The organism is Micromonospora sp. NBC_01638 (genome assembly GCF_045209745.1).
Classification (GTDB): Bacteria; Actinomycetota; Actinomycetes; order Mycobacteriales; family Micromonosporaceae; genus Micromonospora.
The window spans coordinates 1,092,819-1,108,475 of record NZ_CP109273.1; the positions used below are offsets into that span (position 1 = coordinate 1,092,819).

General features: G+C 71.1%; 16 protein-coding genes. 6 read left to right on the top strand and 10 right to left on the bottom strand.

Annotated features, from left to right (window positions below):
• Window positions 1-8: 8 nt before the first annotated feature.
• The 7 genes from OG811_RS05045 to OG811_RS05075 form a co-directional block, all read right to left on the bottom strand.
• Window positions 9-818, bottom strand: a complete 810-nt coding sequence (locus OG811_RS05045; RefSeq protein ID WP_406072492.1) for an alpha/beta hydrolase — start codon at window positions 816-818, stop codon at window positions 9-11.
• A gap of 66 nt (window positions 819-884) precedes the next feature.
• Window positions 885-1,214, bottom strand: coding sequence for a hypothetical protein (locus OG811_RS05050; protein WP_406072494.1), 330 nt, complete (start codon window positions 1,212-1,214; stop codon window positions 885-887).
• A 38-nt stretch (window positions 1,215-1,252) separates the two neighbouring features.
• Window positions 1,253-2,302 carry a hypothetical protein gene (locus tag OG811_RS05055; protein ID WP_406072495.1) on the bottom strand — a complete coding sequence of 350 codons (1,050 nt, stop codon included), beginning with the start codon at window positions 2,300-2,302 and terminating at the stop codon, window positions 1,253-1,255.
• The gene (locus tag OG811_RS05060) at window positions 2,299-2,793 is read right to left on the bottom strand and encodes a SigE family RNA polymerase sigma factor (protein WP_406072497.1); all 495 of its coding nucleotides are present in this window, start codon (window positions 2,791-2,793) and stop codon (window positions 2,299-2,301) included. The genes OG811_RS05055 and OG811_RS05060 overlap by 4 nt, the downstream gene beginning before the upstream one ends.
• Before the next feature lie 40 nt (window positions 2,794-2,833).
• On the bottom strand, window positions 2,834-4,624 hold the full coding sequence (locus OG811_RS05065; protein ID WP_406072499.1) for a 3-hydroxyacyl-CoA dehydrogenase family protein: 1,791 nt from the start codon (window positions 4,622-4,624) through the stop codon (window positions 2,834-2,836).
• Between the two features lie 128 nt (window positions 4,625-4,752).
• Window positions 4,753-5,823 (bottom strand): alpha/beta fold hydrolase, encoded by a 1,071-nt coding sequence (locus OG811_RS05070; RefSeq protein WP_406072500.1) that lies wholly within the window; start codon window positions 5,821-5,823, stop codon window positions 4,753-4,755.
• Between the two features lie 102 nt (window positions 5,824-5,925).
• Window positions 5,926-6,342, bottom strand: a complete 417-nt coding sequence (locus OG811_RS05075; RefSeq protein ID WP_406072502.1) for an FHA domain-containing protein — start codon at window positions 6,340-6,342, stop codon at window positions 5,926-5,928.
• 255 nt (window positions 6,343-6,597) lie between these two features.
• On the opposite strand from OG811_RS05075, the gene OG811_RS05080 reads away from it, so the two are divergent.
• Complete coding sequence (locus tag OG811_RS05080) at window positions 6,598-8,094, top strand: aldehyde dehydrogenase family protein (RefSeq protein ID WP_406072504.1); 1,497 nt, start codon at window positions 6,598-6,600, stop codon at window positions 8,092-8,094.
• Between the two features lie 80 nt (window positions 8,095-8,174).
• The gene (locus OG811_RS05085; RefSeq protein ID WP_406072506.1) at window positions 8,175-8,834 is read left to right on the top strand and encodes a class I SAM-dependent methyltransferase; all 660 of its coding nucleotides are present in this window, start codon (window positions 8,175-8,177) and stop codon (window positions 8,832-8,834) included.
• A gap of 5 nt (window positions 8,835-8,839) precedes the next feature.
• On the opposite strand, the gene nucS is transcribed toward OG811_RS05085, so the two are convergent.
• Entirely contained in the window at window positions 8,840-9,499 is a 660-nt protein-coding gene (gene nucS / locus OG811_RS05090; protein WP_406072508.1) for an endonuclease NucS, read from the bottom strand.
• A 71-nt stretch (window positions 9,500-9,570) separates the two neighbouring features.
• Between nucS and OG811_RS05095 the strand changes: the two genes are divergently transcribed.
• Entirely contained in the window at window positions 9,571-10,188 is a 618-nt protein-coding gene (locus OG811_RS05095) for a DUF4126 domain-containing protein (protein ID WP_406072510.1), read from the top strand.
• A gap of 129 nt (window positions 10,189-10,317) precedes the next feature.
• Window positions 10,318-10,614, top strand: a complete 297-nt coding sequence (locus OG811_RS05100) for a DUF1540 domain-containing protein (protein ID WP_406072511.1) — start codon at window positions 10,318-10,320, stop codon at window positions 10,612-10,614.
• An 18-nt stretch (window positions 10,615-10,632) separates the two neighbouring features.
• On the opposite strand, the gene OG811_RS05105 is transcribed toward OG811_RS05100, so the two are convergent.
• On the bottom strand, window positions 10,633-12,639 hold the full coding sequence (locus tag OG811_RS05105) for a protein meaA (RefSeq protein ID WP_406072512.1): 2,007 nt from the start codon (window positions 12,637-12,639) through the stop codon (window positions 10,633-10,635).
• A 151-nt stretch (window positions 12,640-12,790) separates the two neighbouring features.
• Here OG811_RS05105 and OG811_RS05110 point away from each other — a divergent pair, with 151 nt between their 5' ends.
• Window positions 12,791-13,642, top strand: coding sequence for an ABC transporter ATP-binding protein (locus tag OG811_RS05110; RefSeq protein WP_406072513.1), 852 nt, complete (start codon window positions 12,791-12,793; stop codon window positions 13,640-13,642).
• Window positions 13,639-14,484, top strand: a complete 846-nt coding sequence (locus OG811_RS05115; protein ID WP_406072515.1) for an ABC transporter permease — start codon at window positions 13,639-13,641, stop codon at window positions 14,482-14,484. Before OG811_RS05110 ends, OG811_RS05115 begins: the two co-directional genes overlap by 4 nt.
• 255 nt (window positions 14,485-14,739) lie before the next feature.
• On the opposite strand, the gene OG811_RS05120 is transcribed toward OG811_RS05115, so the two are convergent.
• Window positions 14,740-15,588 carry a 3-hydroxyacyl-CoA dehydrogenase family protein gene (locus tag OG811_RS05120; RefSeq protein WP_406072517.1) on the bottom strand — a complete coding sequence of 283 codons (849 nt, stop codon included), beginning with the start codon at window positions 15,586-15,588 and terminating at the stop codon, window positions 14,740-14,742.
• Between the last annotated feature and the right edge of the window lie 69 nt (window positions 15,589-15,657).

Consider the following 15,657-nt stretch of genomic DNA (forward strand, 5'->3'; position numbering starts at 1 on the left):
CCGGCGGGTCAGTCGGCCTTTGTGGCGGACGGGCCGGGGACGGGCGTGTCGGCGAACGAGGCCACCGTCCGATCGGCGTACGCGCTGACGTCGCCGGCCTCCATCGGGCCGTCCCAGGTGGTCGGCAGCGGCACCTCGACGGCGGGGTTGACCCTCCGGACGATCTCGTCGAGCACCGTCTCCGCGTCGCCCACCCAGAGGTGCTTGGCGCCCGGCACCCCGACGACCTCGGCCTGCGGCACCGCGGCGAACCGCTCCCGCGCCTCGGCCGGACGCAGGTAGTCATCGAACTCGGGCACCAGCGCCACCAGCGGCCGACCGGAGGCGGCCCAGGTGGCCAGGTCCTCCGGGGCCGAGAAGCGCAGCGGCGGGGAGAGCAGAATCGCCCCCGCGATCGCCGGATCGCAGCCGTACTTCAGAGCCAGGTCGGTGCCGAACGACCACCCGACGAGCCAGATGTTCGGCAGCTCGGCGAACTCCGCGTACTCGATGGCGGCGGCCACGTCGTACCGCTCCCCCACCGCGCCGTCGAACGCTCCCTCGCTGGTGCCGCGCAGGCTGCTCGTGCCCCGGGTGTTGAACCGCAGCACGGCCAGGTCGGCCAGCGCGGGCAGCCGCCAGGCCGCCTTGCGGAACACGTGACTGTCCATCATTCCGCCGTGGGTGGGCAGCGGATGCAGGCAGACCAGGGTGGCCACCGGCGGCCGGTCGGCCGGCAGGGCCAGCTCACCGACCAGCCGCAGACCGTCGGCGGTGTGCAGCTCGATGTCCTCCCGGCGGCCGGGCAGGATCGACGACGCGCGGATCGCTGTGCTCACCACCCAAGTCTGTCGCGAACTCACCGCCACCGCCCGCCCGGGCACGAACAGGGTGATCCAGGTCGCTCAGTAGCGTGGGACGCCCCGGCCGCGCTGCACCGCCGGGCCGCGCCGCTCCCTGGCACGCCAGCAGCCGCTGTGCCAGTGCCGCCGGTCGGTCAGGTCACCCAGGCCGTCCGCCGGCCAGGCCACCAGGTGCGCCACCCCGGGTGGGATCTCCTGGTTACAGCCGGGGCAGCGGTACGTCTTGACCGACGCGCCCGCGCCGATCCCGCGTACCTGCCAGGCGCCGTCGGTCCACTGCTGCACCGAGGCGACGCCCTGCCGGACCCGGTCGGCGTCCAGGTTGGCGTTCTCGTCCCGGCGAGGGCGATTGCGACGGGGGCTCACAGTCACCAAGCGTACGGTCCTTCGGGCGGGACGACCCGTGGCGGTCACCAGGTCTCGGGCTGGTCCAGGTGCTCGGCGACCTGCGCCCCGCCCAGCACGGTGGCCGCGTCAGCCTCCGTGGACCCGCCGACGGTCGGCCACCCGAAGATGGCGGTCAGGTGGGCCTTGGGGAATCCGAGCAGTTCCATCTCGTTCAGGCCCCCCTCGGCAACAAAGGCGGGACGATCTCCGATCATCCGGTTCCCGTCGGTACGAGCGCCCACGATGCTCTTGGCGTACTGCAGGTCCACCTTCAGCAGCTTGTCGCCGCTGCCGATGACCACCAGCGACACGTTGAACCCGGCCGGGAACCGTTCCACCCACACCCCGCAGTTGGTGATTCGGGCACCCTCCGGCAGCGCGCTGAGCCGCAGCGGACCCCCACAGCGGTATGCCGCGTCGAACCGGAGGGCGTTTCTGGCTGCCTGCAGCGCCCCGCCGTTGGGCGCCACCGTGTGCAGACGGGCGAACAGGCCAGGCGCGGGTTGCCAGCGCAGAATCCAGTCCGAATCCGCACCGCCCCTCGGCACCCGAACCACCTGGCCGTCGAAGGGTGGGGTCGCCGGTTCCGGGATGTGCGCGGCCCCCTCCGCGTCAAGCTCCTCGGCCACCTCGGCGCTGCGGGCGAGGTTGAACCTGACCGGCGCGGCGCCACCCAGATCCAGCTGGGCGCTCTCCAGGTCGAGCGCCGATTGCCAGCTCAGGTAGCGAGCTCGGGCCGGGTCGACGCCGAAGTGCAGCAGGCTCGGGTCGGTGCCGACGAGATCAGGTCGGGCGAGTGCGTTCGGCACCCCGGCCGCGGGGGCTGGCGCGGCCACCGGGGCTGCCGGTTTCGCCGCCGTCCAGGGCACCTCCACGGGCAACGCTCCGCCGCCCGCCACCCCGAGGCCGAGCACCGCCGCAACACCGAACGCTGTCCCGCCGAGGGTGGCCCGACGCCGCACCCGCCGGGCCCGGCCCTGCGCGACCGCCCTGCTGGTCAGCCGGTCGATGTCCACCTGGCCCTCGGCGCGCTCCCGCAACGTCGAGGTGATCCGCTGGTCGAGGTCCGTCACGGTCGGCTCCCATTCGTGGCCGGGGCACCGCAGCGCTCCCGGAGGTTGGCGAGCGCCCGCATCGCGTGGGTGCGGACGGTGACCGGCGAACACTCCAGGATCTGGGCGATGGTCGCGTCGTCGAGGTCCTCGTAGTAGCGCAGCACCAGCACCGCCCGCTGACGGTCGGGCAGGCCGAGGATCAGCCGCCACATGGCGTCGCGGTCGGCCGCCTCCCCGCCGACGTCGCCACGATGCGGCCGGTCGACGAAGGTGTCGACGGCCAATTCGCGGTTGGACCGGCGGCGCCACCAGGAGTTGTTGGCGTTGACCAGCATCCGGCGCACGTACACGTCGGGCCGGTCGGCGCGGGAGATCCGACGCCAGTGCACGTACGCCCGGGACAGCACCTCCTGGGTGAGGTCCTCGGCCCGATGCTCGTCACCGGTCAGCAGCCGGGCCAGCCGGACGAGGGCCGGGCCGCGGCTGCCGACGTACTCCTCGAAGGTCACACCCTGCAGACGCCGCGAGGGCCGTCCGGCGTTGACCCGGTCAGCGGTGCGAGTGGTCGCGGAAGCCGCGGCGGGTCTTGCGACCCAGGTAACCGGCGGTGACCAGGTGCTCCAACAGCGGCGCGGGCGCGAAGCCCGGCTCGCGCAGCTCCAGGTACAGCTCGCGCTGAATCGCCAGCGAGACGTCCAGCCCGACCACGTCGAGCAACTCGAACGGGCCCATCGGGTAGCCGCAGCCCAACTTCATCGCGTGGTCGATGTCGTCGGCCGTCGAGTAGCTGGCCTCCAACATCTTCACCGCGTCGTTCAGGTATGGGAAGAGCAGCGCGTTGACGATGAACCCGGACCGGTCGCCGCAGACCACGCCGGTCTTGCCGAGCGTGGCGCAGACCGCCCGGGCGGTGGCGGTGGCCTCCGGCGAGGTGCGGATGGTGCGGACCACCTCGACCAGCGGCATGATCGGCGCCGGGTTGAAGAAGTGCAGCCCCACCACGTCGGCAGGCCGGTGGGTGGCCATCGCCACGTCGATCACCGGCAGCGAGGAGGTCGTGGTGGCGAGCACCACCCCCGGCTTGCAGATCTCGTCGAGGCTCGCGAAGAGCGCCTTCTTCACGCTCAACTCCTCGACCACCGCCTCGACCACCAGGTCGACGTCGGCGAGGTGGTCGAGCGTGGCCGACCAGCTGATCCGGCCGAGCGCGGCGTCCCGGTCGGCCTCGGCGAGCTTGCCGCGCACCACGCCCTTGTTCAGCGAGGTCTTGACCGCCTCGCAGACCTTCGCGGACTTCTCCATGCCACGGGTCACCGAGACGACCTCGTAGCCGGCCTTCGCGAAGACCTCGATGATCCCGGTGGCCATCGTCCCGGAGCCCACCACGCCGACCTTGGTGATGGCTCGCGCGCCGTCGGCGAGCGCCGCCTGCGTGGCCACCGGCGTCGCCTCATCCGGTACGACCACCGGCGAGCCGGGCCGCTCGTAGGTGTAGAAACCCCGGCCGGACTTTCGGCCGAGCAGCCCCGCCGTCACCATCTGCTTGAGCAGCGGCACCGGGGCGTGCCGGCGGTCCCGCCCGCCGCGCCGATACATGGTGTCCAGGATCTCGTACGCGGTGTCCAGGCCGATCAGGTCCATCAGCGCCAGCGGGCCCATCGGCAGGCCGCAGCCGAGCTTCATCGCGGCGTCGATGTCCTCCCGGGTCGCGTAGTGCGCCTCGAACATGCCGACGGCGTGATTGAGGTAGCCGAAGAGCAGCGCGTTGGCGATGAAGCCGGCCCGGTCGTTGATGGTGACGTCGACCTTGCCGAGCCGGGCGCAGAGCGCCTCCACGTCGGCGACCACCTCGGGCGAGGTGACGACCGTGCGGACCACCTCGACCAGCTTCATCACCGGCGCCGGGTTGAAGAAGTGGATGCCGATCACCTGGTTGGGCCGGGTGGTGGCCACCGAAATCTCGGTGACGCTCAGCGACGAGGTGTTGGTGGCGAGGATGGTCTCCGGCCGGCAGACCCGGTCCAACTCCGCGAAGATCCGCTGCTTGAGGTCCAGGTGCTCGGGCACGGCCTCGATGACCAGGTCGACGGAGTGCAGCGCGTCCAGCCCGACCGCGAAGTGCACCCGCTCGTGCAGGGCGTCGCGGTCCGCCGCGGCGAGCTTGCCCTTGGCGACCGCCCGGTCGGTGGAGCCGGTGAGGGTGGCCCGACCACGTTCCAGTGCCGGCTCGGAGATCTCGACCGCCAGCACGTCGATGCCGTTGCGGGCGAAGACCTCGACGATGCCCGCACCCATGGTGCCCAGCCCCACCACGCCCACGGTGCTGAACTCGCGCGCCATGACCAGCCTCCCCAGAGACTCCGCACGGCCACTGAACGGCCGCTAAGGTTATGCGCGCGAGTCTGCCACGTGACGCTGGGTTGTCGAGGCGCCGTGGCATATTTCACCCACGGGTGCCCGGACCCCCGCTAGGCGGCGGGCACGGTGGTGAGGGCCAGCAGCTCCGCGACGAACTCCGCTGGGCGCTCCAGGTGCGGGCTGTGACCGCAGCCGGGCAGCACCACCTCGTGGTACGCGCCGCCGGCCGCCGCGTACCGCTCCAGCACCGCCCGGGTCTGGCCGACCATCGGCTGCGGCGGGCAGGCCTCCTCGCCGGGCCAGCCGGGCACGAGACCCAGCGAGCCCAGGTACGCCAGGTCGAACAGCGACGTGTCCGAGACGATGACGTCGGCGTCGCCGCGTACCCAGGTGATCGAGGGCTTCTCGGCGACGGCCACCAACTCGTCGGCGAGCCGGAACCAGGTCGGCGCGAGCGCGTTGAGCACGCCGCGCTCCCCCGGCGCGGTGCCCGGCCAGTTCTGCGAGGGCACCGCCGTTCCGGGGTAGTTGTCGTCCCCGGTGGCGGTGGAGAGCACAGTGTCCAGCAGCAGATCCTCGTCCGCGCCCAGCGAGGCCGGATCGGCCACATAGGCCGCTCGCAGCACGGCGCGCGGGCTGGCGGGCTCGTCCCCGCCGCGGTCGCCGGCCGCGAGCCGGGCGACGAAGTCCGGGTTCGCCGTGCCGGCGCCAGTGCCGGCGAAGTCGGGGGTGGTCGGCGTACCGGCCAGGTCGCGGGTGCCCCCGAAGCCGTACGGGGAGACCGGCGCCGCGAGCAGCAGCGCGCCCACCCGGTGCGGATGGTCGACCAGCAGTCGCATCGCCACTCCGCCACCGAGGGAGTGCCCGACCACCACGGGGCGAGCGTCGGCGCCGAAGAGCGTCGGATCGTCCAGCAGGGCGGCCACGTCGTCGGCGAAGTCCCGCAGGCCCCGGGTGGCGTCCACCGGGGCCGTCTCGGAGTCGCCGTACCCCCGCAGGTCGGGGGCGACCACCCGCAGCGTCGGCGGCAGACGCCGGACCAGCGGCTCCCAGAACAGCGCGGACGAGCAGTTGCCGTGGATCAGCAGCACCGGGGCGCCGTCCGGCGGGCCGGCCACCCGTACCGCCTGGGTGATGCCGTTCGCCGTCACGGTCCGCTGCTCGGTCTCCATCCGCGGCATGCTGCCACGCCGGCCCTCGCCGGTCCAGGTGCCGGAGAGCCATCCGGCGGCGCTACCTGGCGTGGCCGACCGCCAGGAGACCCGGCGGGTGCCGGCGCGCGGTCAGCGCCGCACGCCGGGCGGCATGGCCAACGGCAGCGGCAGTGTCGGTCGGACGTCCCGCCGGGACGGGCCGAAGCTGAGCCCCACCGGATCGGTGTGCGCCACCCCGGGATCGAACAGGCGCAGCTCGGTACGGCCGAGCCGGATCACGTCGCCGTCGGAGAGTCGTTCCACCTCGGTGATCCGGCGGTCGTTGAGCCAGGTGCCGTTGGTGGAGCCCAGGTCCCGCAGTGACGGGCCTTCCGGGGCCAACCACACCTCGGCGTGGCAACGACTCAGGTGCGGGTCGTTGATGACCACGTGGCCGGTCGGTGCCCGGCCGATCACCTGTGCTTCGACCCGCAGTCGAAAACTCGCCCCACGCATCGGCCCACCCGCGACCGTCAACAGCGGCATCAGTTCCGGACGTTCCTCCATGGACAGTCAGCCCTCCACCCCGCACCGTCACTCCGCGCGTCAGCTTGCCATCAGACGGTAGTCATCAGTACCGACCGGCCGGTCAGCTCCTCGTCACCTCCCGGCCATCTGCCGTTCGACGATTCGGGCGGGCCGTCGCCGTCAGCACTGCCCTGACTGCACTGATCAACGATCGGTCGGGGCGGTGCGACGCCGGTCCCGCCGCCCCGGATCAGAGACCTACCGGCGAGTAATTCTCGGGTCTAGACTTCCGCCATGACGGCTGTGCATGTCCCGGGTGTCCCGGCCATCGAGGCGGGCCGGCTGGTTTCGACCAGCCCGGCCACCGGCGCTGAGGCCGGTCGCTTCCCGGTCGCCACCGACGACGACGTGCGTCGAGCCGTCGACCGCGCCCGCGCGGCCGGCGAATGGTGGGCCGGGCTGGGCTTCACCGGCCGCCGCGAACGGCTGCTGCAGTGGCGCGCCCTGCTCGCCAAGCGGATCGAAGAGTTGGCCGAGCTGGTGCACGTCGAGGGCGGCAAGCCGATCGCCGACGCCATCGTCGAGATCGTCACCGCGATCGAGCACATCGACTGGGCCGCCCGCAACGCCGGCCGCGTGCTCGGCCCGCGCCGGGTGCGGTCCCGACTCATCCTCGCCGAGTTCTCCGGGCACCTCGAATACCAGCCGCACGGCGTGGTCGGCGTGGTCGGGCCGTGGAACTATCCGGTCTTCACGCCGATCGGCTCCGCCGCGTACGCGCTGGCGGCCGGCAACGCCGTGGTGCTCAAGCCGAGCGAGTACACGCCAGCCGTCGGCCAGTGGCTGGTGGACAGCTTCGCCGAGGTGGTGCCCGAGCAGCCGGTGTTCACCGCCGTGCACGGGTTGGGCGACGTGGGCGCGGCGCTGTGCCGGTCCGGCGTCAACAAGCTGGCCTTCACCGGCTCAACCGCCACCGCCCGGAAGGTGATGGCCGCCTGCGCCGAGACGCTGACCCCGGTGCTGATCGAGGGCGGCGGCAAGGACGCCATGATCGTCGACAGCGACGCCGATCTGGACGCCGCCGCCGAGGCGTGCGTCTGGGGCGGCATGACCAACGCCGGTCAGACCTGCATCGGCATCGAGCGGGTGTATGCCGTCGACTCGGTCTTCGACGCCTTCGTCGACAAGGTGGTGGCCCGTGCCGGTCAGCTGACCGTCGGGGCGGAGGGCACCGACATCGGCCCGATCACCATGCCCAAACAGCTCGACGTGATCCGCCGGCACATCGACGCGGCGATCACCTCCGGCGGGCGCGCCGTGCTCGGCGGCCCGAGCGCGGTGCAGCCACCGTACGTCCACCCGACCGTGCTCGTGGACGTCCCGGAGGATTCGGCAGCCGTCCGCGAGGAGACCTTCGGCCCCACGCTGACCATCAGCCGGGTCCGCGACGCCGACGAGGCCGTCACCCGCGCCAACGCCCTGTCGTACGGCCTGGGCGGTTCGGTCTTCGGCCGACGGCGCGCGGTGGCCATCGCCCGGCGGCTGCGCTCCGGAATGGCCTCGATCAACTCCACCCTGACCTTCGCCGGCATGTCCACCCTGCCGTTCGGCGGGGTCGGCGACTCCGGTTTCGGGCGGATCCACGGGGAGGACGGGCTGCGCGAATTCGGCCGCGCCAAGGCGATCACCCGACGTCGGGCCCGGTCGCTGTTGCCGTCGATGACCTTCGAACGAAACCCGACCGACGTGGCCCGACTCATCAAGGCCATCAAGGTGATGTACGGAAGGTGATTGTCGGATAGCCGATCTTCAACAAGGATCGGCGTATCCACATGCCTGGGCCCCGTGTTCACGGCGGTACATTGCGTTAAATGGGCCACAATCGATTGCGCTACCGCCTTGTCGACAGTGACCAGTCGTGGAGCGCCCGGCGGCGTCGGCACCGCGCGGACTGGCTGGCACGCACCTTCCCCGACATCGGCGACATGCACGTGGTCGATCTCGGCGGTCGACTCGGCACCTGGCACCGCGCCACCGTCCGGCCAGCCCGGGTGACCGTCGTCAACCTGGAGCAGCCGCCCGCCGTCGTGCCGGACTGGGCCCACGTCGAACAGGCCGACGCCTGCGACCTGCCGTCGCACCTCGCCAAGGGCGACTACGACATGGTCTTCTCGAACTCGGTGCTGGAGCATCTGGGCGGGCACGAACGCCGGCTGCGCTTCGCCGCCACCACCCGCGCACTGGCCGACCGGCACTGGGTGCAGACGCCCTACCGCTACTTCCCCATCGAGCCACACTGGATCGCGCCCGGGATGCAGTTCCTGCCGGTACGCCTACGCACCGCGCTCGCCCAACACTGGCCGTTGGGGCACAAGCCGACCCGCAGCCATGACGCCGCCATCCACCAGGTGCTCTGGACCGAGCTGCTGGACGGCTCGCAGATGCGCCACTACTTCCCCGACTCGAGCGTGCTGGTCGAGCGGGTGTTCGGCCTACCCAAGTCTCTGATCGCGGTGCGCACCGGGGGTTGAGCCGGTCAGAAGAGGGTCAGCTCGTCCTTCTCGATGCCCCGCAGCTTGTCGTAGTTCACGACCACACACCGGATGCCCCGGTCGGTGGCGAGCACCCGGGCCTGCGGCTTGATCTCCTGAGCGGCGAAGACGCCGGCAACCGGGCTGAGCAGCGGGTCACGATTCATCAGCTCGAGATAGCGGGTCAACTGCTCCACCCCGTCGATGTCGCCACGCCGCTTGACCTCGACGGCGACCGCACCGGAGTTCGCGTCCCGGCAGAGCAGGTCGACCGGGCCGATCGCCGTCATGTACTCGCGGCGGACCAACGTGAACCCCTCACCCAGGGTGCCAGGGTTGGCGGCCAACAACTCCTGCAGGTGCGCCTCCACCCCGTCCTTGCGCAGGCCCGGATCAACACCCAGCTCGTACGAGGTGTCCTGGAAGATCTCCTCCAGGGTGATCCGCAGCTCCTCGCCAGCCTTGTTGACCACCCGCCACACACCGGGGGCCTCCTCCAGCCGGCACGGCGGGCTCATCCAGTTCAACGGCTTGTACGCCCGGTCGTCGGCGTGGATCGACACCGACCCGTCCGCCTTCACCATCAGCAACCGGGTGGCCAGCGGCAGGTGAGCCGAGAGCCGTCCGACGTAGTCCACCGAGCACTTCGCAATGACCAACCGCACCCGACGAGGGTAACCGAGCACCCACCGGCCGCCAGCGAGCGGCTCTGGCGCGTCGATGCGATGCTGGGTTCGTGTTCGAAGTCCTCACCGGCACCGGCCTCGCCGCATCGGCGGGCCTGAACGCCTACATACCCCTGCTCATCCTCGGCCTCCTCGGCCGCTACACCGACCTGATCGACCTTCCCAGCGGCTGGACCTGGCTCGGCAACGGCTGGGTCATCGTCATCCTGGCCGTGCTGCTCGCCGTCGAGACGGTGGCGGACAAGGTGCCCGTGGTCGACCACATCAACGACGTGGTGCAGACCGTGGTCCGGCCCACCGCCGGCGGCCTGGCCTTCGGCGCCGGATCCTCGTCGGAGACGGTGACGGTCAGCGACCCGGGGAGCTTCTTCTCATCCCACCAGTGGGTGCCGGTCGTCACCGGCGTGCTGCTGGCGTTGGGCGTACACCTGCTCAAGTCCGCGGCACGACCCGTCATCAACGCGACCACCGCCGGGTTCGGCGCCCCGGTCGCCAGCACCGCCGAGGACGCCACCAGCGTGGTGGTCGCCCTGGTGGCGGTCATCCTGCCGGTGTTGGTGCTCGTCTTCCTGCTCGGCCTGGTGGTCTTCATCTACTGGTTCGTACGCCGGCGCTCCGAACGCCGCCGGGAACGCGAGGCAGCCCGCGCCGCTGGCTTCCGTGTCTGAGGCTGGACCTGCCGCTGGCCGGCAAGCCGAGTCGATCAGCGGGCGGATCCGAGCGCAGGCACGCCATACCAACGTTTTGGAGGCCGACAAAAGCCTAGAATCGGGTCAAAAGACCTAGAGGAGGTTGGTATGACTGCAGCGTTGGAGATGCCCCGAGTCCAGGAATGTGTGGTCTCCGCGTGCGCGTACAACCAGTCAGGTGACTGCCACGCCTTCGCGATCACGATCGGCAGCATGGATCACGCGCACTGCCACACCTTCATCGAGTCGCCCATCCGGGGCGGTGTGGAAAGCCTGATCGCCCAGGTGGGCGCCTGCCAGCGCTCCGACTGCCGACACAACGAGCAGTTGGAGTGTCACGCGGCATCCATCCGGGTCGGCCCGGACAACGACATGGCCGACTGCATGACGTACGTCGGCCGCTGACCCTCCACCCCAGGCCGTTCAGGGCAGGTCGTTGGCCCGGCGGATCACCGTCACCAGGTCGTCGATGATGCCGGTGAGGGCGAAGTCCCTCGGGGTGAAGACCCGGGCCACCCCGGCGGCCCGGAGCGTGTCCGCGTCACCGGCGGGGATGATGCCGCCCACGACCACCGGCAGGTCCGCCCGGCCGGCGGCACGCAGCCCGTCGAGCACGGCCGGCACGGCGGCCAGGTGCGACCCGGAGAGCACGGACAGCCCGACCAGGTCGACGTCCTCCTCGACGGCGGCGGCGACGATCTGCCCTGCGGTCAGCCGGATGCCCTGATAGATGACCTCGAAGCCGGCGTCGCGGGCGCGTACCGCGATCTGCTCCGCGCCGTTGGAGTGCCCGTCCAGGCCGGGTTTGCCGACCAGCAGCCGCAGCCGGCCGCTGCCCAGCTCCCGGGCGGTGGCGGTGAGCCGCTCGCGGACGGCCGCGAGGCCCGGTTCCCCGCCGCTGCCGGCGCCTCCGGCCAGGCCGGTCGGCGCCCGGTACTCGCCGAAGACCTGGCGCAGCGCACCGGCCCACTCGCCGGTGGTCACGCCAACTCGCACACACTCCAGGGTGGCCGACATCAGGTTGGTGGTGGTCGCGGCGTCCGCGCGGAGCCGGGCAAGGGCCGCGTCGACGGCGGCCGCGTCCCGGTCGGCCCGCCACCGGCGTACGCCCTCAATGGCGGCTGCCTCGACCGAAGGGTCGACCTGCTCGACGGCTTGCGCCCCGGCGGCGGTCAGCGGGGAGGGTTCGGTCTCGGCGTACCGGTTGACCCCGACCACCACGTCGGCCCCGGACTCCATCCGGCGGCGGCGCTCGGCCAGTGCGGCGACCAGTGCGCTCTTGAGGTAGCCGGTCTCCACGGCAGCGACCACACCGCCCAGCTCCAGCACCTTGTCCAGTTCGGCCCGTGCCCCGGTGACGATCTCGTCGACCAGCGCGGTCATCACGTGCGAGCCGGCGAAGAGGTCAGGGTATTCGAGCAGGTCCGACTCGTACGCCAGGACCTGCTGCATCCGCAGCGACCACTGCTGGTCCCAGGGGCGGGGCAGGCCGAGCGCCTCGTTCCAGGCCGGCAGCTGCACGGCGCGGGCCCGAGCATCGCGGGACATCGTCACGCCGAGCATCTCCAGCACGATGCGCTGGATGTTGTTCTCCGGCTGCGCCTCGGTCAGGCCGAGCGAGTTGACCTGCACGCCGTAACGGAACCGGCGTTGCGTGGCTTCGGTGACCCCGTACCGGTCCCGGGTGATCTCGTCCCAGAGCACGCCGAACGCGCGCATCTTGGCGATCTCCTCGACGAAGCGCACCCCGGCGTTGACGAAGAACGAGATCCGCTGCACCACGTCACCCATCCGCTCGGCGGGCACCTGGCCGGAGTCGCGGACCTCGTCGAGCACGGCGACCGCGGTGGCCAGCGCGAAGCCGACCTCCTGCACGGGCGTGGCACCGGCCTCCTGGAGGTGGTACGAGCAGATGTTGACCGGGTTCCACCGTGGCATCTCGCGCAGTGTGTACGCCACGACGTCGGCGGTGAGCCGCAACGACGCCGCAGGCGGAAAGATGTACGTCCCTCGGGACAGGTACTCCTTGATGATGTCGTTCTGCGTGGTGCCGGCGCAGCGGGCCAGCTCGGCGCCCTGCTCCAGCCCCACGGTGCCGTAGAGGGCGAGCAGCCACATCGCCGGGGCGTTGATGGTCATCGAGGTGTTCATCTCGGCGAGCGGAAGGCCGTCGAAGAGCGCCCGCATGTCGCCGAGGTGGGCCACCGGCACGCCGACCCGGCCAACCTCACCGGCGGCCAGCTCGTGGTCCGGGTCGTACCCGGTCTGGGTGGGCAGGTCGAAGGCGACCGAGAGACCGGTCTGCCCCTTCGCCAGGTTGCGGCGGAAGAGGGCGTTGGTCGCGGTCGCCGACGAGTGGCCGGCGTAGGTGCGCATCACCCACGGGCGGTCCCGCTCGGGCAGTCGCCCCGAAGATGCCGTCTCATCCATGGCCGGAGTTTAAGTTACCGTTCAGTAAAACGGGCTGTGGAAAACCACACAGGTCCATGTCGGGGACGTCTGGGTGCGAAGCGCCCGCAGTGGCTGGCCCCGCCACACCCCGGGCACCACGCTGGCCGGGTCAGGACGCACACTGGACGGCATGGATGACGAGCTGGCCATCTCCGTCCGAGGGCTGCGCAAGGCGTACGGCGACAACGTGGCCGTAGCGGGCGTGGATCTCGACGTCCACCGCGGTGAGGTGTTCGCCCTGCTCGGGCCGAACGGCGCAGGCAAGACCACCACGGTGGAGATTCTTGAGGGTTACCGGCGCCGGGATTCCGGCGAGGTCACCGTGCTCGGCGCGGACCCGGCCCATCCGGACGCCGACTGGCGCTCCCGCGTCGGCATCGTGCTCCAGGGCACCGGCGAGTTCGACGAACTGACCGTGGCCGAGGTGATCCGGCACTTCTCCGGCTTCTATCCCGACGCGGACGACCCGGACAAGGTGATCGAGCGGGTCGGGCTGGCCGACAAGGCGACGGCCCGTACGCACACCCTCTCCGGCGGGCAGAAGCGCCGCCTGGACGTGGCGCTGGGCATCATCGGGCGCCCCGAGTTGCTCTTCCTCGACGAGCCGACCACCGGCTTCGACCCGGAGGCCCGCCGCGAGTTCTGGGAGCTGATCCGCGACCTCGCCGCGGCCGGCACCACCATCGTGCTCACCACCCACTACCTGGACGAGGCGGAGTCGCTCGCCGACCGGGTCGGTGTGATCGCCGGCGGCCGACTCGTCGAGGTGGCCGCTCCGAATCAGCTGGGCAACCGGCAGGAGGCCCTCGCGACGGTTTCCTGGCGTACCCCGGAAGGGACGTTGGAGAGTGCGCAGAGCGCCACGCCGACGGCCCTCGTGGCCGACCTGGCCGCGCGTCACGGCGGCGAGGTCCCGGGACTCACCGTGACCAGGCCGACCCTGGAGGACGTCTACCTCACCATGATCGGACACGCGCGATGACCACCACGACGAAGGCGGCGGCCCCGGTCGCCGCGCCCCGCAGCCGACGGCCGGGTGCCGGCGGGCTCGCCCTGCGCCAGGGCCGGCTGGAGATCACCCAGTTCCTGCGCAGCCGGGAGTCCGTGGTCTTCACGATGGGCTTCCCCATCATCATGATCCTGATCTTCGCGTCGATCTTCGGCGGAACGATCGGCGGCGGGGTCAAGTTCACCCAATACTTCATCACCGGCATGATCGCGACCGGCCTGATGACGGTGAGCTTCCAGAACCTCGGCATCTGGATCCCGATCGAGCGGGACCGGGGCGTGCTCAAGCGCTACCGGGGCACGCCGATGCCGAAGTGGGTCTGGTTCGCCGGCAAGGTGATCATGGTGGTGGCGATCGGCATCGCCGAGACCGCGCTGCTGCTGGCCGTCGCGGTGGCGCTGTTCGACCTCGACCTGCCGGGCACCGCCGGGAAGTGGCTCACCTTCGGCTGGGTCGCCGTGCTCGGAGTGACCGCGTGCACCCTGTGCGGCATCGCGATCTCATCGCTGGCCCGCACCGCCCGCAGCGGCTCGGCGGTGGTCACCCCCGTCGCCCTGGTGCTCCAGTTCATCTCCGGGGTGTTCTTCGTCTTCACCGACCTGCCCACCTGGATGCAGCAGGTGGCCGCGCTGTTCCCGCTCAAGTGGATGTGCCAGGGGCTGCGGTCGGTCTTCCTGCCCGAGAGCTTCGGCGCCCAGGAGCCGGGCGGCTCGTTCGAGCTGGGCCGGGTCGCGCTGGTGCTGGCCCTGTGGTGCGTGATCGGCGTGGTGCTCTGCCTGACAACCTTCCGCTGGACCACCAAGCGCGACGGCTGACCTCCCCAGACCAGCCACCCGCCCGGCACCCCCACCCCGCCGCCCGCCGCCCCCTACCCCGCCGATCTAGGGCTCGTTGTCGCTTGTTGATCTCAAACGACAGCGATTAGCCCTAGATCGGCGGGGGCGGGGGGCGGGCGGGGCGGGGGGCGGGGTGGTGGGGGCGGGGCGGGGGTGGGACGGGGTGGGGGTTAGTCCTTGCTGCTTCGCTCCGCGAAGCGGCCCTAATCGGGAGGAAGTAGGTCTACTTCCGAGTTAGTACGTGTAGAAACCCTTGCCGGTCTTGCGGCCCAGGTCGCCGGCGGTGACCATCCGCTGGAGCAACTCTGGCGGAAAGAACTTCGCGTCGGCGGTGTCGGTGTAGATGTTCTTCGAGGCGTGCAGGAGCACGTCCACGCCGGTCAGGTCGGTGGTGGCCAGTGGGCCCATCGCGTGGCCGAAGCCCAGCCGGCAGGCCGTGTCCAGGTCTTCTGCGGACACCACGCCGGACTCGACCAGCTTGACCGCCTCCACCACCAGGGCGGAGATCAGCCGGGTCGTGACGAAGCCGGCGATGTCCCGGTTGACCACCACCACCGTCTTGCCGATCTCCTCGGCGAAGGCCCGTGCGGTGTCCAGCGTGGCGTCGCTGGTCTTGTAGCCGCGCACCAGCTCGCAGAGCTGCATCATCGGCACCGGGGAGAAGAAGTGGGTGCCGACGACCGCCTCGGGCCGCTCGGTCACGGCGGCGATCTGGGTGACCGGAATGGCCGAGGTGTTGGTGGCGAGCACCGCGTCCGACTTGCAGATCTTGTCGAGGGCGCGGAACACCTCGTGCTTGATCTCCAGCCGCTCGAAGACCGCCTCGACCACGATGTCCGCGTCCGCCGCCGCCTCCAGATCGGTGGTCGGGGTGATCCGGGCGAGCGTCGCCTCGACCTCGGACGCCTCGATCCGGCCCTTCTCGGCGAACTTCTCCAGTGACTTCCGGATGCCGCCGAGCCCCCGGGTGGTGGCCGCGCCGTCCAGGTCGCGCAGCGTCACCTGCCAGCCCGCCTGCGCCGCCACCTGGGCGATGCCGGAACCCATCAACCCAGCCCCGACGACCGCGAGTCGACCCGCCATCTACTTCTCCCTCGCTGCGATTGAGTGCCTGCCTGCACCCTAGTCGGCGAGCCTGAACGATGGCTAAGT